At 60.1% G+C, this 24,711-nt stretch carries 20 protein-coding genes, 1 tRNA gene and 1 pseudogene; 15 read left to right on the forward strand and 7 right to left on the reverse strand.

Features of this window, described 5'->3' with window-relative positions:
• Positions 1 to 74: 74 nt before the first annotated feature.
• The 3 genes from DKB71_RS30500 (at position 75) to DKB71_RS30510 (ending at position 4,192) form a co-directional block, all read left to right on the forward strand.
• Positions 75 to 1,346: a YeaH/YhbH family protein gene (locus DKB71_RS30500; protein ID WP_008061553.1), complete on the forward strand. Its 1,272-nt coding sequence runs from the start codon at positions 75 to 77 to the stop codon at positions 1,344 to 1,346.
• Positions 1,343 to 2,905 carry a SpoVR family protein gene (locus DKB71_RS30505; RefSeq protein WP_274077727.1) on the forward strand — a complete coding sequence of 521 codons (1,563 nt, stop codon included), beginning with the start codon at positions 1,343 to 1,345 and terminating at the stop codon, positions 2,903 to 2,905. The genes DKB71_RS30500 and DKB71_RS30505 overlap by 4 nt, the downstream gene beginning before the upstream one ends.
• Before the next feature lie 63 nt (positions 2,906 to 2,968).
• The gene (locus tag DKB71_RS30510; protein WP_408599149.1) at positions 2,969 to 4,192 is read left to right on the forward strand and encodes a multifunctional CCA addition/repair protein; all 1,224 of its coding nucleotides are present in this window, start codon (positions 2,969 to 2,971) and stop codon (positions 4,190 to 4,192) included.
• Positions 4,193 to 4,281: 89 nt separating this feature from the next.
• On the opposite strand, the gene folK is transcribed toward DKB71_RS30510, so the two are convergent.
• Both folK and folB read right to left on the reverse strand, forming a co-directional pair.
• Positions 4,282 to 4,800, reverse strand: coding sequence for a 2-amino-4-hydroxy-6-hydroxymethyldihydropteridine diphosphokinase (folK, locus tag DKB71_RS30515; protein ID WP_323608538.1), 519 nt, complete (start codon positions 4,798 to 4,800; stop codon positions 4,282 to 4,284).
• Positions 4,791 to 5,147 carry a dihydroneopterin aldolase gene (gene folB / locus DKB71_RS30520; RefSeq protein WP_008051601.1) on the reverse strand — a complete coding sequence of 119 codons (357 nt, stop codon included), beginning with the start codon at positions 5,145 to 5,147 and terminating at the stop codon, positions 4,791 to 4,793. Before folB ends, folK begins: the two co-directional genes overlap by 10 nt.
• 74 nt (positions 5,148 to 5,221) lie before the next feature.
• Here folB and plsY point away from each other — a divergent pair, with 74 nt between their 5' ends.
• Positions 5,222 to 5,791, forward strand: coding sequence for a glycerol-3-phosphate 1-O-acyltransferase PlsY (gene plsY, locus DKB71_RS30525; RefSeq protein ID WP_323608539.1), 570 nt, complete (start codon positions 5,222 to 5,224; stop codon positions 5,789 to 5,791).
• Between the two features lie 23 nt (positions 5,792 to 5,814).
• On the opposite strand, the gene tsaD is transcribed toward plsY, so the two are convergent.
• The gene (gene tsaD / locus DKB71_RS30530; protein ID WP_274077731.1) at positions 5,815 to 6,840 is read right to left on the reverse strand and encodes a tRNA (adenosine(37)-N6)-threonylcarbamoyltransferase complex transferase subunit TsaD; all 1,026 of its coding nucleotides are present in this window, start codon (positions 6,838 to 6,840) and stop codon (positions 5,815 to 5,817) included.
• Between the two features lie 199 nt (positions 6,841 to 7,039).
• Here tsaD and rpsU point away from each other — a divergent pair, with 199 nt between their 5' ends.
• The 5 genes from rpsU to DKB71_RS30555 all read left to right on the forward strand — a co-directional run bounded on the left by rpsU (position 7,040) and on the right by DKB71_RS30555 (position 15,577).
• On the forward strand, positions 7,040 to 7,255 hold the full coding sequence (gene rpsU / locus DKB71_RS30535; RefSeq protein ID WP_002551877.1) for a 30S ribosomal protein S21: 216 nt from the start codon (positions 7,040 to 7,042) through the stop codon (positions 7,253 to 7,255).
• 480 nt (positions 7,256 to 7,735) lie between these two features.
• The gene (gene dnaG / locus DKB71_RS30540; RefSeq protein ID WP_408599150.1) at positions 7,736 to 9,703 is read left to right on the forward strand and encodes a DNA primase; all 1,968 of its coding nucleotides are present in this window, start codon (positions 7,736 to 7,738) and stop codon (positions 9,701 to 9,703) included.
• A gap of 67 nt (positions 9,704 to 9,770) precedes the next feature.
• The gene (gene rpoD, locus DKB71_RS30545) at positions 9,771 to 11,618 is read left to right on the forward strand and encodes an RNA polymerase sigma factor RpoD (RefSeq protein WP_274077733.1); all 1,848 of its coding nucleotides are present in this window, start codon (positions 9,771 to 9,773) and stop codon (positions 11,616 to 11,618) included.
• 122 nt (positions 11,619 to 11,740) lie between these two features.
• On the forward strand, positions 11,741 to 15,487 hold the full coding sequence (locus DKB71_RS30550; protein WP_323628998.1) for an EAL domain-containing protein: 3,747 nt from the start codon (positions 11,741 to 11,743) through the stop codon (positions 15,485 to 15,487).
• 13 nt (positions 15,488 to 15,500) lie between these two features.
• Positions 15,501 to 15,577 (forward strand) — tRNA-Ile (locus DKB71_RS30555).
• A gap of 72 nt (positions 15,578 to 15,649) precedes the next feature.
• Here DKB71_RS30555 and DKB71_RS30560 read toward each other — a convergent pair.
• The 4 genes and pseudogenes from DKB71_RS30560 to DKB71_RS30575 form a co-directional block, all read right to left on the reverse strand.
• Positions 15,650 to 15,955 (reverse strand): XRE family transcriptional regulator, encoded by a 306-nt coding sequence (locus tag DKB71_RS30560; protein ID WP_274077744.1) that lies wholly within the window; start codon positions 15,953 to 15,955, stop codon positions 15,650 to 15,652.
• Positions 15,948 to 16,137: pseudogene (locus DKB71_RS30565) on the reverse strand (type II toxin-antitoxin system RelE/ParE family toxin); the annotation flags it as partial. The gene DKB71_RS30560 and the pseudogene DKB71_RS30565, both read right to left, overlap by 8 nt.
• Before the next feature lie 10 nt (positions 16,138 to 16,147).
• Entirely contained in the window at positions 16,148 to 16,789 is a 642-nt protein-coding gene (locus tag DKB71_RS30570; RefSeq protein WP_408599151.1) for a site-2 protease family protein, read from the reverse strand.
• A gap of 74 nt (positions 16,790 to 16,863) precedes the next feature.
• Complete coding sequence (locus tag DKB71_RS30575; protein WP_408599152.1) at positions 16,864 to 17,517, reverse strand: hypothetical protein; 654 nt, start codon at positions 17,515 to 17,517, stop codon at positions 16,864 to 16,866.
• A gap of 218 nt (positions 17,518 to 17,735) precedes the next feature.
• On the opposite strand from DKB71_RS30575, the gene DKB71_RS30580 reads away from it, so the two are divergent.
• From DKB71_RS30580 to pqqB, 6 genes are all read left to right on the forward strand, one after another.
• Positions 17,736 to 18,197, forward strand: coding sequence for an Lrp/AsnC family transcriptional regulator (locus tag DKB71_RS30580; protein ID WP_274077737.1), 462 nt, complete (start codon positions 17,736 to 17,738; stop codon positions 18,195 to 18,197).
• 288 nt (positions 18,198 to 18,485) lie between these two features.
• Positions 18,486 to 20,168 (forward strand): NAD(P)/FAD-dependent oxidoreductase, encoded by a 1,683-nt coding sequence (locus DKB71_RS30585; protein WP_274077738.1) that lies wholly within the window; start codon positions 18,486 to 18,488, stop codon positions 20,166 to 20,168.
• Between the two features lie 12 nt (positions 20,169 to 20,180).
• Positions 20,181 to 20,975: a carbon-nitrogen hydrolase family protein gene (locus DKB71_RS30590; RefSeq protein WP_323628994.1), complete on the forward strand. Its 795-nt coding sequence runs from the start codon at positions 20,181 to 20,183 to the stop codon at positions 20,973 to 20,975.
• Positions 20,976 to 21,023: 48 nt separating this feature from the next.
• Positions 21,024 to 23,447, forward strand: coding sequence for a pyrroloquinoline quinone biosynthesis protein PqqF (pqqF, locus tag DKB71_RS30595; protein ID WP_408599153.1), 2,424 nt, complete (start codon positions 21,024 to 21,026; stop codon positions 23,445 to 23,447).
• A 158-nt stretch (positions 23,448 to 23,605) separates the two neighbouring features.
• Entirely contained in the window at positions 23,606 to 23,680 is a 75-nt protein-coding gene (pqqA, locus tag DKB71_RS30600; RefSeq protein WP_003444522.1) for a pyrroloquinoline quinone precursor peptide PqqA, read from the forward strand.
• A gap of 80 nt (positions 23,681 to 23,760) precedes the next feature.
• Complete coding sequence (pqqB, locus tag DKB71_RS30605; RefSeq protein WP_274077741.1) at positions 23,761 to 24,672, forward strand: pyrroloquinoline quinone biosynthesis protein PqqB; 912 nt, start codon at positions 23,761 to 23,763, stop codon at positions 24,670 to 24,672.
• The last annotated feature ends 39 nt before the right edge of the window (positions 24,673 to 24,711 follow it).

The raw sequence follows: 24,711 nt of genomic DNA on the forward strand, positions 1-24,711 counted from the left end.
GTCGCGCGCCGCTTGTTTCTGAAGCTTCTGTCTTGCAGCTTGAAGCTTATGACTCGAAGCTCCCCGGAGGGCCTATGAGCTATGTGATCGACCGACGTCTCAATGGCAAGAACAAGAGCACGGTGAACCGCCAGCGGTTTCTGCGGCGTTACCGTGATCACATCAAAAAGGCTGTCGAAGAGGCGGTCAGCCGGCGTTCCATTACCGATATGGAACACGGCGAGCAAATCAGCATCCCGGGGCGCGACATCGACGAACCGGTGCTTCACCACGGACGCGGCGGCAAACAGACCGTCGTGCACCCGGGCAACAAGGAATTTACCAGCGGCGAACACATTGCCCGGCCACCTGGGGGTGGCGGCGGCAGAGGACCTGGCAAGGCCGGCAACTCGGGCGAAGGGATGGACGAGTTCGTCTTCCAGATCACCCAGGAAGAATTCCTCGAGTTCATGTTCGAAGACCTTGAACTGCCGAACCTGGTCAAACGCAACCTGACCGGCACCGACACCTTCAAGACCGTGCGCGCGGGGATCAGCAACGAGGGCAACCCCTCGCGGATCAACATCATCCGAACCCTGCGCTCAGCCCACGCACGGCGAATCGCCCTGTCCGGCAGCAGCCGGGCGAAACTGCGCGAAGCCAAGGAGGAACTGCTGCGACTCAAGCAGGAAGAACCGGACAACTTCGGCGATATCCAGGAACTTGAGGCAGAAATCGAAAAGCTCAGCGCACGCATTCATCGCGTACCCTTTCTCGACACCTTCGACCTCAAGTACAACCTGCTGATCAAACAACCCAACCCCAGCTCGAAAGCGGTGATGTTCTGCCTCATGGACGTTTCCGGTTCGATGACCCAGGCGACCAAGGACATCGCCAAGCGCTTCTTCATCCTGCTGTACCTGTTTCTCAAGCGTAACTACGACAAGATCGACGTGGTGTTCATCCGCCACCACACCAGTGCCCGCGAAGTGGACGAGGAGGAGTTCTTCTACTCCCGAGAAACCGGCGGTACCATCGTGTCCAGCGCCTTGAAGTTGATGCAGGAGATCATGGCCGAGCGCTATCCGGCCAACGAGTGGAACATCTACGCTGCCCAGGCCTCCGACGGCGACAACTGGAATGACGATTCGCCTATTTGCCGCGACATCCTGATCAACCAGATCATGCCATTCGTGCAGTACTACACTTACGTTGAGATTACCCCACGGGAACATCAGGCCCTGTGGTTCGAGTACGAGCGCATCGCTGAAGCCTTTTCCGACACTTTTGCCCAGCAACAACTGGTCTCGGCCGGGGATATCTATCCGGTCTTCCGTGAACTCTTCCAGCGCAGGTTAGTGACATGACCGCCAAAGAGCAGAAGCGCCAACCCATATCCACCGGATCGGAATGGACGTTCGAGCTGATCCAGGCCTACGACCGTGAAATCAGTCGTATTGCAGCTCGCTACGCGCTCGATACGTACCCTAACCAGATCGAAGTGATCACCGCTGAACAGATGATGGACGCCTACGCCTCCGTCGGTATGCCGCTGGGGTATCACCACTGGTCCTACGGCAAACATTTTCTCAGCACCGAAAAGTCCTACACACGCGGTCAGATGGGGCTGGCCTACGAAATCGTGATCAACTCCGACCCGTGCATCGCCTACCTCATGGAGGAAAACACCATCTGCATGCAGGCGCTGGTGGTGGCGCATGCGTGCTACGGGCACAACAGCTTCTTCAAGGGCAATTACCTGTTCCGCACCTGGACCGATGCCAGCTCGATCATCGATTACCTGGTGTTCGCCAAGCAGTACATCATGCAGTGCGAAGAGCGCCATGGCATCGATGCGGTCGAAGATTTGCTCGACTCCTGCCACGCATTGATGAACTACGGTGTTGATCGCTACAAACGTCCCTACCCTATTTCCGCCGAGGAAGAACGACGCCGGCAAAAGGACCGGGAAGAACACCTGCAGAAGCAGATCAACGATCTGTGGCGCACCATTCCCAAAGGCGCAGACAAGTACAGCGACAAGGACAACGCGCGCTTCCCCGCCGAACCGCAGGAGAACATCCTGTACTTCATCGAAAAACATGCACCGTTGCTGGAACCCTGGCAGCGGGAAATCGTGCGGATTGTGCGCAAGATCGCCCAGTATTTTTATCCTCAACGCCAGACCCAGGTGATGAACGAAGGCTGGGCCACATTCTGGCACTACACCCTGATGAACGACCTGTACGACGAAGGCCTGGTGACCGACGGCTTCATGATGGAGTTCCTGACGTCCCACACCAGCGTGGTCTTCCAGCCTGGCTTCGACAGCCCCTATTACAGTGGTATCAACCCCTACGCCCTGGGCTTTGCCATGTACCGCGACATCCGGCGCATGTGCGAAGAACCTACGGAAGAGGATTACCGCTGGTTCCCGGACATTGCCGGCACCGACTGGCTGGCAGCCATCAAGTTCGCCATGAGCAGCTTCAAGGATGAGAGTTTCATCCTGCAGTACCTTTCACCCAAAGTGATCCGCGACCTCAAGCTGTTCAGCATTCTCGATGACGACCAGAAAGACGATCTACTGGTACCGGCCATTCATGACGAAGGCGGTTATCGCATCATCCGTGAAACCCTGGCCGCCCAATACAACCTGGGCAATCGCGAACCCAACGTGCAGATCTACAGCATCGACAGACGCGGCGACCGCTCCCTGACCCTGCGCCACCAGCAACACGACCGTAAACCGCTGGGAGAGTCCACCGAAGAAGTGCTCAAGCACCTGCATCGCCTCTGGGGCTTTGATATTCACCTGGAAACCCTGCAGGGTGACCAGATCATGAAAACCCACCATGTGCCACCGAGGGGCGAACACGCCGAAGGCGATTACGGCCGGCTGGACCTGGCTGTCATCCATTTGTGATGCCGTTTATGCCTCCGAACGCTCGACGCAAGGGTTATCCTGTCGAGCTAACGGAGGTTTTTCATGCAGATTTATAAAGTTGGCGGTGCAGTACGCGATCGCCTGCTCGGCATAGCTGTCACCGATATCGACCGGGTCGTGGTCGGCGCGACCACTGAAGAGATGCTCGCCAAGGGTTACCGGCCTGTAGGCGCTGACTTTCCGGTGTTTCTTCATCCGAAAACCGGCGAGGAATATGCCCTCGCCCGCACCGAACGCAAAAGCGGACGCGGTTATGGCGGGTTCACGTTCCACGCCAGCCCCGACGTGACCCTCGAAGAAGACCTGATACGCCGTGACCTGACGATCAACGCGATGGCCGAAGACGATCAGCAGAACCTGACCGACCCCTACCACGGCCAGCGCGATCTCGAAGCCCGTGTACTGCGCCACGTTTCGCCCGCGTTTGCCGAAGATCCGCTCAGGGTCTTGCGCGTTGCTCGCTTCGCCGCACGCTACGCCGAACTCGGCTTCACTGTCGCTCCCGAAACCCTCGATCTGATGCGCCAGCTCAGTGAGTCAGGCGAACTCCAGGCACTGACGGCTGAGCGCAGCTGGAAAGAAATCTCCCGCGCCCTGATGGAAAATCAGCCACAGGTGTTTATCGAGGTATTGCGCGCGTGTGGCGCGCTCGAAGTGCTGATGCCGGAAGTCGACGCACTGTTCGGCGTCCCGCAACCGGCAGCCCACCACCCGGAAATCGACACCGGCGCCCACACCCTGAGCGTGCTGCAGCAAGCGGCACTACACAAACAACCGCTCACCGTACGCTGGGCCTGCCTGCTGCATGACCTGGGTAAGGGGCTGACGCCAGAGGAGCAGTGGCCGCGTCACATTGCCCATGAGTCCAAGGGACTGAAGTTGATCAAAGCGGTCAACGAACGCTTCAAGGCACCGAGGGATTGCCAGGAGCTGGCGTTGCTGGTCGGCGAGTACCACACCCACGGTCATCGCGCACTGGAACTGAAACCATCGACCTTGCTGGAGCTACTGCAGAGCTTCGACGTTTACCGTCGGCCGCAGCGGTTCGAGGAATTCATCGCGGCTTGTGAGATGGATGCGCGAGGGCGGAAGGGGCTGGAGCAGAGAAGTTATCCACAGGCGGATTATCTGCGCGGGGCGGCGACGGTGGCGCGTAGCGTGGCGGTTCAGCCGTTGCTGGAGCAGGGATTCAAGGGGCCGGAGCTGGGTGAGGCAATCAAGCGTGAACGGCTCAAGGCGTTGAAAGCTTACAAGGAACAGGCCTAAGCAAGATCACAGGATCGCAGCCTGCGGCAGCTCCTACACAGGAATATGCGTTTCCATGTAGGAGCTGCCGCAGGCTGCGATCTTTTGCTTTAAAGCAAATCGGACGGGGTTAATGGCTGCCCACGCCACTCAAATGCCACCGGCGCAAGCACTTGATCAATCTGCGCTTCGGCCCACAACGCGGCGAAACTTTTACCTACACCCGGGTGCACGCGATCCGGCGCAATCAGCGACAACGGCCACAATACAAAGGCATTTTTAAGAATTTCCGCCCTCGGCAGTACCAGGCCATCGAAGTTGCCCACCAGGTCACCGTACAGCAACACGTCGATATCCAGAGGCAAACCTCGGCGATCAGGCGCGTAACGCCCATTATCGGCCTCAATGAACTTTAATCGGCGATCCAGTTCCATCAGCGGCAAGTCGGTACAGGCCGACACCACGAAATTGAAGAACGGCCCGCTCTTGATCCCCACTGGCTGGCTTTCGAAGACCGCCGAGCAACGCATATCCACCAAAAAACCCGCCAGTGCTTCCAGGCCGGCCTGCAAATGGGTTTCGCGCTCGATATTGCTGCCGAGCCCGAGATACACCTGAGTCAGCGACATCCGCGCTCGATCTCCACGCCCACGCCACCGGTAGCGGCAGGAACCGCACCTGGCTTGGTCAGTTTGAGGCGCATCCAGGTGATCTTGAATTCGCTCATCAGCACTTCAACCAGCCGCTCGGCAAAGGTCTCGACCAGCTGGAACTGCGCCTGCTCGGCAAAGGCCTGGATGCGCGACGAAACGCTCGCGTAATCCAGCGCCAGGGTCAGGTCATCGCCAGCGGCGGCCGGACGATTATCCCAGGCGAAACTCAGGTCAAGCCGCAAGCACTGTCGGATGCCTCGCTCCCAGTCATAGGCACCGATCACGGTGTCGACTTCCAGGCCCTCGATAAACACTCTGTCCAAGCACTTTTCTCCGCTACACGACAAGGGCGCAATGCGCCGTTAGAATCAGGGCGTCCTCGCCCGGAATAGTTAGCATGTTTTGGTTACTGGCGACCCTCGCCTACCTGCTCGGCTCTCTGTCCTTCGCCATTTTGCTCAGCCGCCTGACCGGTACCCCCGATCCGCGAATGAGTGGCTCGGGCAATGCCGGCGCCACCAACATGTTGCGCCTGGCTGGCAAGAAACTCGCCATCCTGACCCTGCTCGGCGACCTCTGCAAAGGCCTGTTGCCCGTACTGATCGCCAGCCTCGCAGGCCTGTCACTGCAGGATCAGGCCTGGATCGGCGTTTGCGCCGTCATCGGTCACCTGTTCCCGCTGTACTTCCGCTTTCGCGGTGGCAAGGGTGTCGCCACCGCTGCCGGCATGCTGCTGGGGCTGTACCCGCCAGCAGCCTTGATGGCGGTCTGCGCCTGGCTGCTGACGTTCTACCTGACCCGTACCAGCTCGCTGGCCGCCTTGATCGCCACGCCCCTGACCCTGCCACTGCTGGCCTGGCAAGAGCCGGCAGCGCTGCTGCCAATGTGCGCCCTGACCGCAATGATCGTCTGGCGCCACCGGGGCAATCTACGCGACCTGTTTGCCGGGCGCGAACGGCATTTTTAGCAACCAGCCATGAGCGCCGCTCATCACAGGGGCGACAACTGCTCCATCGGCCACCGTGCCTGCACGCTGATCGCCAGGCTTTCCTGCTGGCCTGCCTGCAGGCGCTGGCAACCGGCAAACGCAATCATGGCGCCATTATCGGTGCAGAACTGCGGACGGGCGTAAAAAACATCGCCCTTCAGGTCGCCGAGCATTTTTTCCAGGGAGGAGCGAAGCGCCTTGTTGGCACTGACGCCTCCAGCGATCACCAGGCGCTTCATGCCAGCCGCTTTCAGGGCGCGCTTGCACTTGATGGTCAAAGTCTCCACCACGGCCTGCTGGAACGCCAGCGAGATGTCGCAACGGGCTTGCTCACCGTCGTCCCCGGCACTCACACACTGCTGCCAGGTGTTCAGGGCGAAGGTTTTCAAGCCGCTGAAGCTGAAGTCCAGGCCAGGGCGGTCGCACATCGGACGCGGGAAAACGAAACGTCCTGCAACGCCCTGCTCGGCCAGCCGAGCGATTTCCGGGCCACCCGGATAATTGAGCCCCATCATCTTCGCGGTCTTGTCGAAGGCCTCGCCTGCGGCGTCATCCAAGGTTTCGCCCAGCAGCGTGTACTGACCGATTCCGTCGACCTGAACCAACTGTGTATGACCACCCGACACCAACAAAGCGACGAACGGAAATTCCGGCGGCTGAGACTCCAGCATCGGCGCCAGCAGGTGGCCTTCCATGTGGTGCACGCCCAGCGCTGGAATGCCCCAGGCAAAGGCCAGCGCCTGGGCACAGGAAGCGCCCACCAGCAACGCACCGACCAGGCCAGGGCCCGCGGTATAAGCGATGGCGTCGATCTCGGTCGGCACGCAGTCGGCTTCGGCCAACACCTGACGAATCAAGGGCAGCATGCGCTTGACGTGGTCACGCGAGGCCAGCTCCGGCACTACGCCACCATAGGCGCGGTGCAGGTCGATCTGGCTGAACAGCGCGTCGGCCAACAGACCGCGTTCACTGTCGTAAAGCGCGACACCGGTTTCGTCGCAAGAGGTTTCTAATCCCAGTACTAGCATGGGTTTGCGCCTTGTTTAGGCTGAATTCGAAGGCGCGCATAATAGTCGCCGCGTGATGCCCCGACCAGCGGTTTTCGATCAGAGGCTTTGCATTCCGTGCGATGAGGGGTTAACATCCGCAACCCTTAAAAACCGACGTCTTCAAGTGCTCTTTTGCCGCGAGGATGTTGACCCCGGTAATGAATGAAGGTAGCTCTGGATGCCAGCCGTCAAAGTAAAAGAGAACGAACCCTTCGACGTAGCTCTGCGTCGTTTCAAGCGCTCCTGCGAAAAAGCCGGTGTACTGGCTGAAGTTCGTAGCCGCGAATTTTACGAGAAGCCAACTTCTGAGCGTAAGCGCAAAGCAGCAGCCGCTGTTAAGCGTCACGCCAAGAAAGTTCAGCGCGAACAGCGCCGCGCCGTTCGTCTGTACTAATACACAGACGATCGTAGCAAGCTTCTGCCAAGCCCGGCTTCACGCCGGGCTAATGGCATTTGCGTAAAACGCTTGATGCTTCACCGTCGAAGCCGCAGACGCGACCGAGACAAATCTGCTTCACTGCGTCAGACCTGGCTCTTTTGCCAGCGGTGCACGTCTTTTCTGACGAGCCTTTCAAGGCTACTGACGAGCACACCCACTGATTCCTCTCACGACGATCAGCCCAAGGCACCTGTTTGCGTGCCGAAAAAGAGCTATCCGAGACCCTTGACGGGCGCAGCCGGATTCAGCGCAACACTTTCAAACAGTCGAATACTGATGAGTAGTAACGTCAGTGGATTTTCGGCAGATACACTTCCCGACAGCGATTATGCAGGCGATACCGGTCGAGCAGCACATTTTGCGTGCCTCAAGCAATGACCCGCGCTCAGCTACCCTTCGCTTCGGTTCCTTTTCAGCGCAGACGACGAGAACGCCATGGCCGGGCTGATTCCCCAGAGCTTCATTGACGACCTTCTGAACCGCACCGACATCGTCGACGTGGTCAGCTCGCGCCTGCAACTGAAAAAGGCCGGCAAGAACCATACGGCCTGTTGCCCGTTCCATAAAGAGAAAACACCCTCTTTCAGCGTTAGCCCCGACAAGCAGTTCTATTACTGTTTCGGCTGCGGCGCGGGTGGCAATGCCCTGGGCTTCATCATGGACCACGACAATCTGGACTTCCCCCAGGCTGTCGAAGAGCTGGCCAAGGCCGCCGGGATGGAAATCCCCCGGGAAGAAAGCGGGCGCCCGCACAAGCCGCGCCAGCCCACCGATTCGCCGCTGTACCCGTTGCTTACGGCCGCCGCCGATTTCTATCGCCAGGCCCTGAAAAGCCATCCGGCGCGCAAAGCCGCAGTGGACTACCTGAAAGGTCGCGGGCTGACCGGTGAAATCGCCCGGGACTTCGGCCTCGGTTTTGCGCCACCTGGCTGGGACAACCTGTTTAAGCACTTGAGCAGCGACACCCTGCAACAAAAAGCCATGATCGATGCCGGCCTGCTGATCGAAAACGCTGAAACCGGCAAGCGCTACGACCGCTTTCGTGATCGCGTGATGTTCCCGATCCGCGACAGTCGCGGGCGCATCATCGCGTTTGGTGGCCGGGTGCTGGGCGACGACAAGCCCAAGTACCTCAACTCGCCGGAGACCCCGGTCTTCCATAAAGGCCAGGAACTCTACGGCCTGTACGAAGCGCGCAAGAACAACCGCAACCTCGACGAAATCATCGTCGTCGAGGGCTACATGGACGTCATCGCCCTCGCCCAGCAAGGCTTGCGCAATGCCGTCGCGACCCTGGGCACCGCCACCAGCGAAGAGCACATGAAACGGCTGTTTCGCGTCGTGCCCAGCGTGCTGTTCTGCTTCGACGGCGACCAGGCCGGCCGCAACGCCGCCTGGCGAGCCCTCGAAGCCACGCTGTCGAGCCTGCAGGATGGCCGTCGCGCGCGATTCCTGTTCCTGCCCGAAGGCGAAGACCCGGACACCCTGGTCCGCTCCGAAGGCACAGACGCCTTCCGCGCACGCATCAACCAGCACGCGCAGCCATTGGCCGATTATTTTTTCCAGCAACTGACGGAAGAAGCCGACCCGCGCTCACTCGAAGGCAAGGCCCACATGGCCACCCTGGCAGCACCGCTGATCGACAAAGTGCCTGGGGCCAACCTGCGCATCCTGATGCGCCAGCGCCTCAGCGAAATCACCGGCCTGAGCGGGGAAGCCGTCAGTCAGCTGGTGCAAAGCGCCCCGCAAGAAGCGCCACCGGCCTACGATCCGGGCATCGATTACGACGCGATGCCCGACCACAGCGACTATCATCAGCCGCAATCGCAGGAAATGTACGTACCGCAGCAGGAATGGACGCCGAAGAAACCCGGCGCAGGCGGCAAGAAATGGGACAAGAAGCCGTGGGACAAGAACGGCAAGCGTGGTGGTGATCGCGATCAACCCCGCGCGCCCAGGGTGCCGGCGGCCGTAGAGCCTCCGACGCTCGCCGCGTTGCGCACGCTGCTCCACCACCCGCAACTGGCCGAAAAAGTCGAGGATGCCGGGCATTTTGCCGCCGAGGACCACACCAACACGCAACTGCTGGTGGCGCTGCTCGAAGCCGTACAGAAGAATCCCAAGCTAAACTCATTTCAGTTGATTGCGCGCTGGCACGGCACGGAGCAAGGACGTTTGCTCAAGGCGCTGGCGGAAAAGGAATGGCTGATTGACGGAGATAACCTTGAACAACAGTTTTTCGACACCATTACTAGCTTGTCAGCCCGCCAACGCGAGCGAAATCTGGAACAACTGCTCAGGAAAGCCCGACAAAGCGAGCTGAGCACAGAAGAGAAAAACCAACTGCGCGACCTATTAAGTCGCAATGTTTCCGCATCAAGCCCGACCTCAACTGGCGCGTGAGGTCATAGCTCAGGTATAATCCTCGGCTTGTTTTTTGCCCGCCAAGACCTTCAGTGGATAGGGTGTTATGTCCGGAAAAGCGCAACAGCAGTCTCGTATCAAAGAGTTGATCACACTTGGTCGTGAGCAGGGCTACCTGACTTACGCGGAGGTCAACGACCACCTGCCGGAGGATATTTCAGATCCGGAACAGGTGGAAGACATCATCCGCATGATCAACGACATGGGGATCAACGTATTCGAGGTTGCGCCAGATAAGGATTCCCTTATGCTGGCCGACGCCGATACCGACGAAGCCGCGGCCGAAGAGGCAGCTGCTGCGTTGGCAGCGGTCGAGACCGACATTGGTCGCACTACCGACCCGGTGCGCATGTACATGCGCGAAATGGGTACGGTCGAGCTCCTCACTCGTGAAGGCGAAATCGAAATCGCCAAACGTATTGAAGAGGGCATCCGTGAAGTGATGAGCGCAATCGCGCACTTCCCTGGCACGGTTGATCATATTCTCTCCGAATACACTCGCGTCACCACCGAAGGTGGCCGCTTGTCCGACGTCCTGAGCGGTTATATCGACCCGGACGATGGTATTGCGCCGCCTGCGGCGGAAGTACCGCCGCCGATCGACGCCAAGGCCGCGAAAGCGGATGACGATGCCGAAGACGATGACGCCGAAGCTTCCGATGACGAAGAAGAAGCCGAAAGCGGTCCGGATCCGATCATCGCCGCCCAGCGTTTTGGCGCTGTCGCCGATCAGATGGAAATCACCCGCAAGGCGCTGAAAAAGCACGGTCGCCACAACAAGCTGGCAATTGCCGAGCTGTTGGCACTGGCCGAACTGTTCATGCCGATCAAACTGGTTCCGAAGCAATTCGAAGGCCTGGTCGAGCGTGTGCGCAGTGCCCTGGATCGTCTGCGTCAGCAAGAGCGTGCGATCATGCAGCTCTGCGTTCGTGATGCGCGCATGCCGCGTGCCGACTTCCTGCGCCAGTTCCCGGGCAACGAAGTCGACGAAAGCTGGTCTGACGCACTGGCCAAAGGCAAGAGCAAATACGCCGAAGCCATTGGTCGCCTGCAGCCGGACATCATTCGTTGCCAGCAGAAGCTGACCGCGCTGGAAACCGAGACCGGTTTGACGATCGCCGAGATCAAGGACATCAACCGTCGCATGTCGATCGGTGAGGCCAAGGCCCGCCGCGCGAAGAAAGAGATGGTCGAAGCGAACTTGCGTCTGGTGATCTCCATCGCCAAGAAGTACACCAACCGTGGCCTGCAATTCCTCGATCTGATCCAGGAAGGCAACATCGGCCTGATGAAAGCGGTAGACAAGTTCGAATACCGTCGCGGCTACAAGTTCTCGACTTATGCCACCTGGTGGATCCGTCAGGCGATCACTCGCTCGATCGCCGACCAGGCACGCACCATCCGTATTCCGGTGCACATGATCGAGACGATCAACAAGCTCAACCGCATTTCCCGCCAGATGCTGCAGGAAATGGGTCGCGAACCGACCCCGGAAGAGCTGGGCGAACGCATGGAAATGCCTGAGGACAAGATCCGCAAGGTATTGAAGATCGCTAAAGAGCCGATCTCCATGGAAACCCCGATCGGTGATGACGAAGACTCCCATCTGGGTGACTTCATCGAAGACTCGACGATGCAGTCGCCAATCGATGTCGCGACCGTTGAGAGCCTCAAGGAAGCGACTCGCGAAGTGCTGTCCGGCCTCACTGCCCGTGAAGCCAAGGTACTGCGCATGCGCTTCGGAATCGACATGAATACCGACCACACCCTCGAGGAGGTTGGTAAGCAGTTCGACGTGACCCGTGAACGGATTCGTCAGATCGAAGCCAAGGCGCTGCGCAAGCTGCGCCATCCGACGAGAAGCGAGCACTTGCGCTCCTTCCTCGACGAGTGACACCAGAACCCCCGGCCCAGGCCGGGGGTTTTGTTTTGTGCAGATTAAATCCCCCGCACCACCCCACCCGCCGTTTTGCCCGTCTACACTCGAAACATTCCCCGAGCCATAACGAGACCGTTATGCCCAGACTGCCGACCGTGTTTTTTTTGCTGTCGCTGATTTCCTGGACCGCAACGGCTGGCGCGCTGACTCTAACCGACGAAGAACGTAGCTGGCTTGCGGCCCACCCGGACCTGCGCCTGGGTGTCGATGCGTCCTGGCCCCCCTTTGAGTTTCGCGACGACCAGGGGCGTTACCAGGGCCTTGCGGCAGACTATATCGACCTGATTCGCGAGCGACTGGCCATCAAGCTCACACCCATCGAGCCCGTGAGCTGGACGGTCGTGCTGGACCAGGCCAAACAAGGCAAGCTGGACCTTTTGCCGGGCATCATGTCGACCCCGGAACGCCAGGCCTACCTGTCATTCACCCGCCCCTACCTGGATTTCCCGATCGTCATCCTGGCGCATGTCGGAGGCGCCCAGCCGCGTAAACTCAAAGACCTGTACGGGCTGAAAATCGCCGTGGTGGAAAACTACGCGCCCCACGAACTGTTGCGTACCCACAATCCCGATCTGAACCTGGTGGCGATGCCCAACGTCAGTTCAGCCTTGCAGGCGCTGGCCACCGATGAAGTGGACGCCGTGGTAGGCGATCTCGCCTCCAGCATCTGGAGTTTGCGCCAGCTCAAGCTCGACGGGCTGTATGTCAGCGGCGAAACCCCCTACCGCTATCAGTTGGCCATGGGCGTACCACGGGACAACAAGATGCTGGTCGGCATCCTGGATAAAGTCCTGGCCGACATGTCGCCTGCTGAAATCAGCTCGATCCAGGAGCACTGGGTGGGCAACGTTCTCGATCATCGAACATTCTGGTCCGATCTGCTGATCTACGGCCTGCCTGGGCTACTGCTGCTGATCCTCGTGCTGGCTGGAGTGATCCGCGTCAACCGTCGCTTGAGTTCGGAAATCGCCCGCAGGGTTGATCTGGAGCAGGAACTGCGCAGCAGCGAATACCATTACCGCGGGCTGGTGGAGAGTCTGTCGGCCATCGCCTGGGAAGCGCGGATGAGCGACTTCACCTACAGCTATGTGTCGCCCCACGCCGAAGACCTGCTCGGTTACCCCCTGTCCCACTGGTTGATCCCCGGCTTCTGGCGCAACATCATCCACCCCGCCGACCTCACCCGCGCGCAGAGCTTCTGCGACCACGAAGTGCTGGCCGGGCGAGACCACAGCCTCGATTACCGGGTCATCACCGCTGACGGGCGTTGCTTGTGGGTCCGCGACATCGTCAGCCTGATCGAACACGGTCATGAGCCGGTGATGCGCGGCCTGATGATCGACATCAGCGAAACCAAGCGCACCGAAGAAGCACTGCGCCAGTCTGAACAGAAGTTCGCTTCGGTATTCCAGCAATGCCCGGACATCCTCGTGATCGCACGCCTCAGCGACGGCTGCCTGCTGGAGGTCAACGAGGCGTTCGAAGAACAGATCGGCCTCAGGGCCGAGGACGTTATCGGCCAGACCGCCACCAACCTCAACATCTGGGGCATCCCGGGCGTCGGGCCCGGGCTGCTGCAGCGCCTGCAGGCCGGCAGCATCCGCAACCTGGAGATGCCCTTTCGCCGCAGCAATGGCCAAGTGTTCACCGGCCTGATCTCTGCCGAACCGTTCGACCTCGACACGACCCCGGCGCTGGTAGTCGTGGTGCGCGACATCACCCAGCTCAAGGAAACCCAGCAACAACTGCAAACCTCCGAAGAGAAATTCGCCAAGGCGTTCCACGCCTCGCCGGACGGCCTGTTGCTGTCCCGGCAAAGCGATGGCCTGCTGATCGAGGTCAACGAGGGCTTCAGCCGCATTACCGGCTTCAACAGCGCAATGTCCGTGGATCGCTCGGCTCTGGACCTGGGGATCTGGGTCAACCTCAACGAGCGCAAGCAAATGCTCGACCTGTTGCACCGGGACGGTTTCGTCCGAGACTTCAGCTGCCATATCCGCCGCAGCGACGGGCAGATCCGCCTCTGCGAGGTCTCCAGTCGTCCGCTGCCAATCGGTGACGATGACTGCATGCTGACCATTGCCCGGGACATCACCGAGCGCCACCTGATGCAGGAAAAACTGCAACAGGCCGCCACGGTATTCGAGAGCACCGCAGAAGGCGTGCTGATCACCGATACCCAGCAGCACATCAGCGCAGTCAACCGTGCCTTTAGCGAAATCACCGGCTACAGCGAAAGCGAAGCACTGGGCCATACTCCGCGCCTGCTTGCCTCGGGCCTGCATGACAGCGCGTTCTACGCCGCCATGTGGCATCAACTGACCGCCGAAGGTCATTGGCAAGGCGAGATTTCCAACCGACGCAAGAATGGCGAACTCTATCCGAGCTGGCTGACCATCAGCGCCGTGCGCAATCGCGAAAATTTCATCACCCACTTCGTGGCCGTGTTCGCCGACATTTCCAGCCTCAAACACGCCCAGGCCAAACTCGACTACCAGGCTCACCACGACCCGCTGACCGGCCTACCCAACCGCACGCTGTTCGAGAGCCGTTTACTCAACGCCCTCAATCACCAGAAGGAAAACGGCGGCCAGGGGGCGGTGCTGTTCCTCGATCTGGACCGTTTCAAGCACATCAACGACAGCCTCGGCCACCCGGTCGGCGATCTGTTGCTCAAGGGCATTGCCGTGCGCCTCAAGGACCAGTTGCGCGACATCGACACCGTCGCGCGCCTGGGCGGCGACGAATTCATCATCCTGCTCCCCGGCCTGCAGCAAGCCAGCGACGCCGACAACATCGCCACCAAGCTGCTCAACTGCTTTACCGCGCCGTTCCAGGCCGGCGAACATGAGTTTTTCATCAGTTCCAGCATCGGCACGAGCCTGTACCCCAAGGACGGCTGCGACGTGGCCACGCTGATCAAGAATGCCGATGCGGCGATGTACCGCTCCAAGGCCAAGGGCCGCAACCGTGTCGAAAGCTATACCTTCGACCTCACCGCCCAGGCCAGCGAGCGCGTGGCGCTGGAGCACGAACTGCGCCGCGCCATCGAGCGCAATGAACTGCACCTGTGCTACCAACCCAAGATCAGCCTCGAGGACTATCGCCTGGTGGGCGCCGAAGCGCTGATTCGCTGGCGTCATCCGACCTTTGGCGACGTACCGCCCGAACATTTCATTTCGCTTGCCGAAGAAAACGGCATGATCCTGCAGATCGGCGATTGGGTTCTCGAGACCGCATGCCGGCAGATGTTTGAATGGAACCAGATGTACGAAGGCCTCGGCCCGCTGTCGGTCAACCTCGCCGGTGCCCAGCTGCGCCAACCAAACCTGCTGGGGCGCATCGAGCAGTTGCTCAAGGACAACCGCCTCAACCCCGGCTACCTGCAACTGGAAATCACCGAAAACTTCATCATGAGCCAGGCCGAAGAAGCGCTGGCGGTGCTGCACCAACTCAAGCACTTGGGCGTGCAACTGGCGATCGACGACTTCGGCACCGGCTACTCCTCGCTGAGTTACCTCAAGCGCCTGCCGCTGGACATTCTCAAGATCGACCAATCCTTCGTCCGCGGCCTGCCGGATGACCCCCACGACGCCGCGATCGTGCGCGCCATCATCGCCCTCGGCCGCAGTATGCAATTCACGGTCATCGCCGAGGGCGTCGAAACCCAGGCGCAGCAGCAATTCCTGGCCGCCGAAGGCTGTGAGCAGATCCAGGGCTACATCGTCAGCCTGCCCCTGCCCCCCGACGAATTTGCCGCAACGTTCCTTCGTACAGTAGTTTCAGATTTTTCGGATAGCACAGCCGCGAAACCATCGCTATAATCCGCGACCAATGGGGCCTATAGCTCAGTTGGTCAGAGCAGAGGACTCATAATCCTTTGGTCCACGGTTCAAGTCCGTGTGGGCCCACCAAACAAGAAAGCCGCGCAATGCGCGGCTTTTGCGTGTCTGAAGGGTTCGAATCAGTCGCCATTGTCTAATCGCTCAGTTGGCAAAGTTCTCGATCTTTACCTGACCTTCCGGGAAGGTGGCAATGATTTCCAACTCGCCACCCATTGCGCGGATGTAGTTGCGCAAAGTACTGATGTACATGTCTGTACGCCGCTCCATCTTGGAGATCGCCGCCTGGTTGACATGAAGTGTTTTGGCCAGCGAGTCCTGACTCAACGCTTGCGCCTGGCGCAACTCGTGCAATGGCATTTGAGCTCGCAGCTTCTGATGCAAAGCCTCGACACGCGATTGAGACTCTGGAGCTCGACGCGCCACCAAATCAGCAAATTTTTTAGCCATTTTCATAGCCCTCTTTCTTCAATGTTTCCAAGTGCTCGTCGAAGAAACGCTCGGCTAGCGGCACATGGTCCGTATACCAACGCTCCTGGCCGGTTTTATCACCCCCGATCAGCAGAATCGCGCAGCGCCGTCCCGAACGCGTACAGCACACGGTACGGCCTGCCAGCGTGTTGGACCCTAACGCAGGCCTATTCAAATATGTAACACGGGTATCGCCTGCACCGCCCGCAGCCGCTCAAGCATCTGCCCCGTCAACACGACCTCATACGTATCCGCCGCCCGCCCCCACTGCTCGACGATAACCATGCCGCCCACCAAGGCCGCTGCCAGTTCGGTAATGGTCCCGGACAGTTCTTCCACGATGTCTTGAGTCCGCTGCCACGCGCGATCCGTCAGAATTTTAAGTTCAGCGGTTATACGCTCGGACGCCGCCGGATCGGTCTCGGGATAAAGCACATTGCGCAGTAGATGCTGCAGCTCCCTGATCTTTGCGTAATCCTGCTCCGCCCCCTGCTCTCCCTTGAGGATGGCTGTGGCTTTCGACTTGTCGACGCGTTGCCCGGCTGAAGATTTTGCAGGCAGTGTCTGCGCCATTGCGCCAGCCAGAAGGACGATCATCCGGGCCTCCAGATGTTGCTTCATGGCCTCGATCGAAGAAATCGCCCGCACCAGGCTAACGGACGCCCCGCCGTGATGCCGTAAGTCCATGGTCACTGTCAGGCTCACGCTGCCCGTGGCAAAACCCAAGGCACGGGCGACGACGTAGTGGCCCATTTCGTGATGGGCAATCTCCCAGGCACGAGCCCGTACAGCAGGAGGCATTTTCTTCGACATGACCTGTCCCTCGTGTCACGACCACAATTGAGCTGTCATACATCACAGACCAAATGCGGACTCCGGGTCAATCATCAAAACCTGAATCGAACCAGGGTGCGCCAGAGGTTTTTCCACACCGAGCGTTTGTGTTTCTTCCAGTTGCGTTCCCACCATTCATCTTCATTTACCGCGCGCGCCTCGATGTCGCTGCCTGTCACCGCCGCTGCGTGCTGGCGAAACAGCATGGGAAATACACAATGTTGTTTGATCTGCCGTTTGAACAGGACATCGACTGGTACTCCGACGTAGGGAGTTTGGGCCAGCACCCTGCAGCCTTCGCGGGAGAGGATGTAGGCGTGCAGTGCCACCACGTTGCCGCGGGCAATGAACGGGAACCATGTCAGCCACGTACGACCCATGCTGTACCCCAGGTGCAACGCCTGAAACCTGTTACGGCGAATAAACCGGTTCACCCAGCGCACCTGTATCGGATGAAGCCCATAGGGCTTGGCATCGTCCTCGAAGATCAATACCCGCTGCCAACCTTCGGCCAGGACTTTTCTGGCCAGTGCCTGATGTGATTCGTAACAGCCTCGGATCGGGTCGCTGTTGCGCTGGGCAATGAAGAACTCGATCGGGTTTGAAATAAGCGTTGCGACGCTGCTTCGGAACAGTTGCCGCCGGTCATGGCGCTCACTCAAGGATATGCAGTACACCTGATCAACATCGAACGAGACCTTTTCCATTCGCCCCTGGCACCTTAAGACCTCTCCGCGACCCGACGTCACGGAAAGAATCAATGATCGGCAAGGGGGTCCTGCCACGTATGTCAGACACGTCCTGAAATGGCGTTGGCTTTTCTGATCGATATCGCCCACGGTCAGCAGGATGTTGGCGTCGCGAGCGCTGCGGGGGATGTGCCTGTAACATGCCTGCACATTGATCCAAGCCGCTGGAGACCGCCTTGCCTGACATTCGCCCGCCCGTTCTCGACGAAATCGACCGTCAGCTGATTGCGGCCCTGCAGATCAACGCCCGCGAAAGCGTGGCCATGCTCGCCCGGCAACTGGGCATCGCGCGCACCACCGTCACGTCGCGCCTGGCGCGGCTGGAAAAGGCCAAGGTCATCACCGGCTACGGCGTGCGGCTCGGCCAGCGCGTGGTGGATGGCGGGCTGCAGGCGTATGTGGGGATTACCGTGCAGCCGCGTTCCGGCAAGGAGGTGTTGCGGCGCCTGAGTGCGATGGCCCAGGTGCAGCAGTTGTGTGCGGTGAGTGGAGAATTTGATTATGTGGCCTGGTTGCGCAGCGATTCGCCGGAGCAGCTGGATGAGTTGCTGGATCAGATTGGCAGTGTGGATGGGGTGGAGAAGACCACGACGTCGATCATCTTGAGCAGCAAGATTGATCGGGGGCAGCCGGTTTAAGGTTTTTCCGATGGTTATGGCTGTCTGGCTGGCCTGCAAAGAACCTGTAGGAGCTGGCTTGCCAGCGAAGGCGTCCGGACCATCAACACAAGATTCAAAGGCCTCATCGCTGGCAAGCCAGCTCCTACAGTGGTCAGTGTGCGCAGTTATCTCGTCATACTGATCAGAAATCTGGCAAAACGACGACACTTTGCGTCTTATTAACGTGTTCGGTGCTCTCTAGAATGGCTGGCATCTTTTCCTATACTCAGATGCGCATTCCGCGTCGGGTCGCCAGCAAGGTCAGCCATGAACAAGAACAATCGCCATCCTGCAGACGGTAAAAAACCGATCACCATTTTCGGTCCGGACTTTCCTTTCGCCTTCGACGACTGGATCGAACACCCGGCCGGCCTGGGCAGCATTCCCGAGCACCATCACGGTGCCGAAGTGGCGATTGTCGGTGCCGGTATCGCCGGGCTGGTGGCCGCGTACGAGTTGATGAAGCTGGGTCTCAAGCCCGTGGTCTATGAGGCCTCGAAGCTGGGCGGGCGCCTGCGCTCCCAGGCGTTCAATGGCACCGACGGCATCGTCGCCGAGTTGGGCGGCATGCGCTTCCCGGTATCGTCCACCGCGTTCTATCACTATGTCGACAAGCTGAACCTTGAAACCAAACCCTTCCCCAACCCGCTGACACCGGCCTCCGGCAGCACCGTCATCGACCTGGAAGGCAAGACCCATTACGCACAGAAACTGGCGGATCTTCCTGCACTGTTCCAGGAAGTCGCCGACGCCTGGGCCGATGCCCTGGAAGCGGGTTCGCAGTTCGCCGATATCCAGCAGGCCATCCGCGACCGCGACGTGCCGCGCCTCAAGGAGCTGTGGAACACCCTCGTGCCGTTGTGGGACGACCGCACCTTCTACGATTTCGTGGCCACCTCCGAAGCCTTCGCCAAGCTGTCGTTCCATCACCGTGAAGTGTTCGGCCAGGTCGGTTTCGGTACCGGTGGTTGGGACTCGGACTTCCCCAACTCGATGCTGGAAATCTTCCGCGTGGTGATGACCAACTGCGACGATCACCAGCATCTGGTGGTCGGCGGCGTCGAACAGGTACCACAGGGCATCTGGCGCCATGTCCCGGAACGCTGCGTGCACTGGCCGCAGGGCACCAGCCTCAAGTCGTTGCACAGCGGCGCGCCACGTTCCGGCGTGAAGAAAATCGCCCACGCGCCGGACGGCCGTTTTGCGGTCACCGACAACAACGGCGACACCCGCGAATACGCCGCGGTGCTGACCACCTGCCAGAGCTGGCTGCTGACCACCCAGATCGAATGCGACGAAACCCTGTTCTCGCAGAAGATGTGGATGGCCCTGGACCGCACCCGTTACATGCAGTCGTCGAAAACCTTCGTGATGGTCGACCGCCCGTTCTGGAAGGACAAGGATCCGGAAACCGGCCGCGACCTGATGAGCATGACCCTGACCGATCGCCTGACCCGTGGCACCTACCTGTTCGACAACGGCGACGACAAGCCCGGGGTGATTTGCCTGTCCTATTCGTGGATGAGCGATGCGCTGAAAATGCTCCCGCACCCGGTGGAAAAACGCGTGAAGCTGGCGCTGGATGCGCTGAAAAAAATCTACCCGAAAGTCGACATCGCCGCGCGCATCATCGGCGATCCGATCACCGTGTCCTGGGAGGCCGACCCGCATTTCCTCGGCGCCTTCAAGGGTGCCCTGCCCGGCCACTATCGCTACAACCAGCGCATGTACGCGCATTTCATGCAGGACGACATGCCGGCCGAACAGCGCGGGATTTTCATCGCCGGCGACGACGTTTCGTGGACCCCGGCCTGGGTCGAAGGCGCGGTACAGACCTCGCTCAATGCGGTGTGGGGCATCATGAAACACTTCGGCGGTGCAACTCACGCCGAGAATCCGGGTCCAGGAGATGTGTTCAACGAAATCGGCCCGATCGCCCTGCCCGAGTAAGAGGAATCCGAAATGCGCGTAGCCCTTTACCAATGTCCACCGTTGCCCCTGGATGTCGCCGGCAACCTTCAGCGTCTGCATCAGCTGGCGCTGGAGGCAAAGGGCGCCGACTTGCTGGTACTGCCGGAGATGTTCCTGACCGGCTACAACATCGGCGTCGATGCCGTCAGCGTGCTGGCGGAGGTACACAACGGTGAATCGGCGCAACAGATCGCGCGCATTGCCAAGACCGCCGGGATAGCCATCCTGTATGGCTATCCCGAACGCTGCGAAGACGGACAAATCTACAATGCCGTGCAACTGATCGACGCCCATGGCGAGCGCCTGTGCAATTACCGCAAGACGCACCTGTTCGGTGACCTCGACCGTTCGATGTTCAGCGCCGGCTCGGACGACTTCCCCATCGTTGAACTCAATGGCTGGAAGCTCGGCTTCCTGATCTGCTACGACCTCGAGTTCCCGGAAAATACCCGCCGCCTGGCCCTGGCCGGCGCCGAACTGATCCTGGTACCGACGGCCAACATGATCCCGTTCGACTTCATCGCTGACGTTACCGTCCGCGCCCGGGCCTACGAGAATCAGTGCTACGTGGCTTATGCCAACTATTGTGGGAGCGAAGGCGATATCCACTACTGTGGCCAAAGCAGCATCGCGGCACCGGATGGCAGCCGCATTGCCCAGGCGGGACTCGATGAGGCGCTGATTGTCGGTGAGCTGGACCGCCAGTTGATGCTCGACTCCCGCGCAGCCAATCGCTACCTGATCGATCGCCGTCCCGAGCTTTACGGCGCGCTGAACAAGCGCTGAGCCACCGTTATCCGCTAGCATTGGCACTTCTCTGTCCTGGAAGTGCTCATGCCTGCGCTGAATCCCCCTCGCCCCCACACTGAAACCCTGGCCAACGGCTTGCGGGTGACGCTGCGTCATGCCCCGGATTTGAAGCGCTGCGCGGCGGCGTTGCGGATTGCCGCCGGCAGCCATGATGTGCCGTTGGCCTGGCCGGGCCTGGCGCACTTTCTCGAACACCTGCTGTTTCTCGGCACCGAGCGTTTTGCCGCTGACCAAGGGTTGATGGCCTTCGTCCAGCGCTACGGCGGCCAGGTGAATGCGCAAACCTGCGAACGCAGCACCGATTACTTTTTCGAGTTGCCACCCCAGGCGTTTGCCCAAGGCCTGGAGCGGTTGGCGGACATGCTCGCCCATCCGCGCATGAAGCTGGATGACCAGCACCGGGAACGGGAAGTGCTGCACGCGGAGTTCATCGCCTGGTCCCAGGATGCCGCGGCGCAGCAGCAACTGGCACTGATGGACGGGCTTAGCGACACTCATCCGTTGCGCGGTTTTCATGCCGGCAACCGCGGCAGCCTGCCGGTGCCGCAACCCGAGTTCCAGCAGGCCTTGCAGGATTTTTACCAGCGCTATTACCAGACCGGACAAATGACCTTGAGCCTTGCCGGCCCCCAGAGCCTTGATGAATTGAGGCTGTTGGCCGAAGCGTTCGGCAACGTCATTGCCAATGGCGAGAAGGTCCCGCAACAAGCCCCGACGCCGCTGATGGCAGGCGCGAGCAATAGTTATCAACAGGTCGGCGAGCATCGGCTGGACCTGCTGTTTGCCCTTGAAGCACTGCCCGACTCATCCGCCGAAGCGCTGGGCTTTCTGTGCCATTGGCTGAACACCGCGAAATCCGGTGGGCTGCTGGCTGAACTGCGCAAACAGGGCCGAGTTGAAAACCTCAAGGCGCGTCCCCTGTATCAGTTCGCCGGACAAGCCTTGCTGCACATTGAGTTCACCCTGCCCGCCAATGCTTTGGCGAGCGAGATTGGCGAGCAATTGCAGGACTGGCTGGGCTTTTTCGCCCGACAGGACTGGCGCGGGTTACGCGAGGAATACGCGGCGCTGCGCCAGCGCCAGGCAAGTAGTGCCTTGCAACTGGCTCGTCAGGACATCGAAGAGCGCGAAGTAGACTTATCCGAAGTCGGTGTTGCCGCCCTCAAGGTCATTCTGGAAAAAATCGGCGCTGTGGATAACTTCAACGGCCCGTGGCAACTCCCCGCGCCCAATCCGTTCCTGCGCACCGAAGCTGCGCCTCCAGGGGCCGGCTTGATTCGCGGACAAACCAGCGCCCACCGGGGCCTGCGCACCTTTGCCCAAGACCGCTCACGCAGCCGCCGCGAACGTTCGCCGATGCAGTTCAGCCAGGCGCTACCGGAAAACGGCGCTGAAGCTGCGCTGTACCTGCGCTGGCGCCTGGACGCGGCCCCCGGCACCAGCCTTCAATCGCGTCTGGAAAACACTCTGCAAGCGCTGCGTGAAGACGCAAGTGAAGCCGGCGTGGATTTTTCCTTCGCTGCGTCGGGCAATCAATGGCTGTTGAAAATGACCGGCCCGCAAGCGCCGATGCCGTCCATACTCGAACACGCGCTGAACCTGCTGACCCAGCCTGATGCAGGGCTGTCACCGCCATCACCGGCCCGCCCCACCTTGATGCCGATTCGACAGCTACTCAAGGTTCTGCCCGAGCACTGCCTTGAGCCATCGGTTGAATCGGACAACTTGGCACAACTGTGGTCGAGCGCTCGCTGGACTGGCCTGGCGAGCGGTTTTTCTGCCCAGACTCAGGCGGCCATGGGGCTAGCTTTGAGCCGCGTGCCGGGTACTGCGGATACGCAACAGGCGCCGGCACCGTCAATCCATTCGCAGCACCTGTGGAGCAGCATGACGACCCACTCCAGCGAACACGCGCTGTTACTGTTCTGTCCGACAGCCACCCAGGATCTGGCCGACGAAGCCGCCTGGTGGTTGCTCGCCCATCTCTGTCAGACGCCGTTCTATCAGCGCCTGCGGGTGGAGCTGCAACTGGGCTACGCGGTGTTCAGTGCCCTGCGACAGATCCACGGGCAGACCGGGCTGCTGCTGGGTGTGCAATCGCCGAATGTGGCCGCTGCGGAGCTCTTGCAACATATCGAACAATTCCTGAACGGGTTGCCGGCGCTGATCCAGGCCCTCGACGAAAGCGCCTTCATCAGCAAGCGCCAGACCCTGGCCGATCAGTTTTCCAGCGCCGCCCTGCCAACAAGCCAAGCCGCCGAATTGCTCTGGCAGGGTAAATTGGCCGGCCGCCCGTCGGATTATCTGACGCAGTTACCCCAGGCCATTCTCCTGACCGACCGCGGCGCACTGCTGGCCGCGATCCAGCGCCTGAACCGGGCCGAAGGCGGCTGGCGCTGCCTGGCGAACAACCCTGCACCCGGAGCGCCCTGGCAAGCGACAAAATGATCATTACCCAGACGGTAAGGAGCTTTTTCAAAGTTTCACGGGCAATCCGTGTGAAATTTTGAGTAACATAGCAGCCTAACTATTTGGAACATCTCTGACTGGAGGTGGACTATACATATAGATAGCGCTGTCCAACCTTACCTGAAGGAGTTCAACTGATGGCCTGGACCAAACCGGCTTACACCGACCTGCGTATCGGCTTCGAAGTCACCATGTACTTCGCAAGCCGTTGATCTCTGCCCTGGCAGAATGCAGCACAACGCCTCGGTTATCCGAGGCGTTTTATTTTCAGCGTTGAAATGATGGAGCGCCCATGTTTGTCCAGATCCTAGGTTCCGCCGCTGGCGGTGGTTTTCCGCAGTGGAACTGCAATTGCGAGAACTGCGCAGGTTTTCGCAACGGCAGCCTGCGGGCCCAGGCGCGCACCCAATCGTCCATCGCGATTTCCGATGACGGCGTGAACTGGGTGCTGTGCAACACTTCCCCGGACATCCGTGCCCAGCTGCAAAGCTTCGCGCCCATGCAACCGGGGCGTGCCCTGCGTGATACCGGGATCAGCGCGATCATCCTGATGGACAGCCAGATCGACCACACCACTGGCCTGCTCATGTTGCGTGAAGGTTGCCCGCATCAGGTCTGGTGCACCGACATGGTCCACGAAGACCTGAGCACCGGCTTCCCGCTGTTCAACATGTTGACCCACTGGAACGGCGGCCTGAGCTGGAACCGCATCGAGCTCGACCAGAGCTTCAGCGTTCCAGCCTGCCCGAACCTGCGTTTCACCCCGCTGCCCCTGCGCAGCGCTGCGCCGCCCTACTCGCCGCATCGCTTCGACCCGCATCCGGGCGACAACATCGGCCTGATCGTCGAAGACCTCAATACCGGAGGCAAACTGTTCTATGCACCGGGCCTGGGCAAAGTCGACGCGCCGCTGCTGGAGATCATGGCCGCCAGCGATTGCCTGCTGGTGGACGGCACGCTGTGGGACGACGACGAAATGCAGCGCCGTGGTGTCGGCACCCGTACCGGCCGGGAGATGGGCCACTTGGCGCAGAACGGCCCTGGCGGCATGCTCGAAGTGCTGGAGCAGCTGCCAACGCAGCGCAAGGTACTTATCCACATCAACAACACCAACCCGATTCTCGATGAGGATTCACCGCAGCGGGCGGAGCTGGATCGGCGTGAAGTTGAAGTGGCGTATGACGGCATGAGTATTGTGCTGTAACTGACGGCCCCTTCGCTGGCAAGCCAGCTCCTACAGTGA

Source organism: Pseudomonas sp. PLMAX, from assembly GCF_046042685.1.
Classification (GTDB): Bacteria; Pseudomonadota; Gammaproteobacteria; order Pseudomonadales; family Pseudomonadaceae; genus Aquipseudomonas; species Aquipseudomonas putida_AE.

What these genes read in the sequence shown, in the direction of transcription:
- DKB71_RS30500 (WP_008061553.1), top strand. Translation starts at nt 75, where the DNA reads ATGAGCTATGTGATCGACCGACGTCTCAATGGCAAGAACAAGAGCACG.
- DKB71_RS30505 (WP_274077727.1), top strand. Translation starts at nt 1,343, where the DNA reads ATGACCGCCAAAGAGCAGAAGCGCCAACCCATATCCACCGGATCGGAA.
- DKB71_RS30510 (WP_408599149.1), top strand. Translation starts at nt 2,969, where the DNA reads ATGCAGATTTATAAAGTTGGCGGTGCAGTACGCGATCGCCTGCTCGGC.
- folK (WP_323608538.1), bottom strand. Translation starts at nt 4,800, where the DNA reads ATGTCGCTGACTCAGGTGTATCTCGGGCTCGGCAGCAATATCGAGCGC.
- plsY (WP_323608539.1), top strand. Translation starts at nt 5,222, where the DNA reads ATGTTTTGGTTACTGGCGACCCTCGCCTACCTGCTCGGCTCTCTGTCC.
- tsaD (WP_274077731.1), bottom strand. Translation starts at nt 6,840, where the DNA reads ATGCTAGTACTGGGATTAGAAACCTCTTGCGACGAAACCGGTGTCGCG.
- rpsU (WP_002551877.1), top strand. Translation starts at nt 7,040, where the DNA reads ATGCCAGCCGTCAAAGTAAAAGAGAACGAACCCTTCGACGTAGCTCTG.
- dnaG (WP_408599150.1), top strand. Translation starts at nt 7,736, where the DNA reads ATGGCCGGGCTGATTCCCCAGAGCTTCATTGACGACCTTCTGAACCGC.
- rpoD (WP_274077733.1), top strand. Translation starts at nt 9,771, where the DNA reads ATGTCCGGAAAAGCGCAACAGCAGTCTCGTATCAAAGAGTTGATCACA.
- DKB71_RS30550 (WP_323628998.1), top strand. Translation starts at nt 11,741, where the DNA reads ATGCCCAGACTGCCGACCGTGTTTTTTTTGCTGTCGCTGATTTCCTGG.
- DKB71_RS30560 (WP_274077744.1), bottom strand. Translation starts at nt 15,955, where the DNA reads ATGGCTAAAAAATTTGCTGATTTGGTGGCGCGTCGAGCTCCAGAGTCT.
- DKB71_RS30570 (WP_408599151.1), bottom strand. Translation starts at nt 16,789, where the DNA reads ATGTCGAAGAAAATGCCTCCTGCTGTACGGGCTCGTGCCTGGGAGATT.
- DKB71_RS30575 (WP_408599152.1), bottom strand. Translation starts at nt 17,517, where the DNA reads ATGGAAAAGGTCTCGTTCGATGTTGATCAGGTGTACTGCATATCCTTG.
- DKB71_RS30585 (WP_274077738.1), top strand. Translation starts at nt 18,486, where the DNA reads ATGAACAAGAACAATCGCCATCCTGCAGACGGTAAAAAACCGATCACC.
- DKB71_RS30590 (WP_323628994.1), top strand. Translation starts at nt 20,181, where the DNA reads ATGCGCGTAGCCCTTTACCAATGTCCACCGTTGCCCCTGGATGTCGCC.
- pqqF (WP_408599153.1), top strand. Translation starts at nt 21,024, where the DNA reads ATGCCTGCGCTGAATCCCCCTCGCCCCCACACTGAAACCCTGGCCAAC.
- pqqB (WP_274077741.1), top strand. Translation starts at nt 23,761, where the DNA reads ATGTTTGTCCAGATCCTAGGTTCCGCCGCTGGCGGTGGTTTTCCGCAG.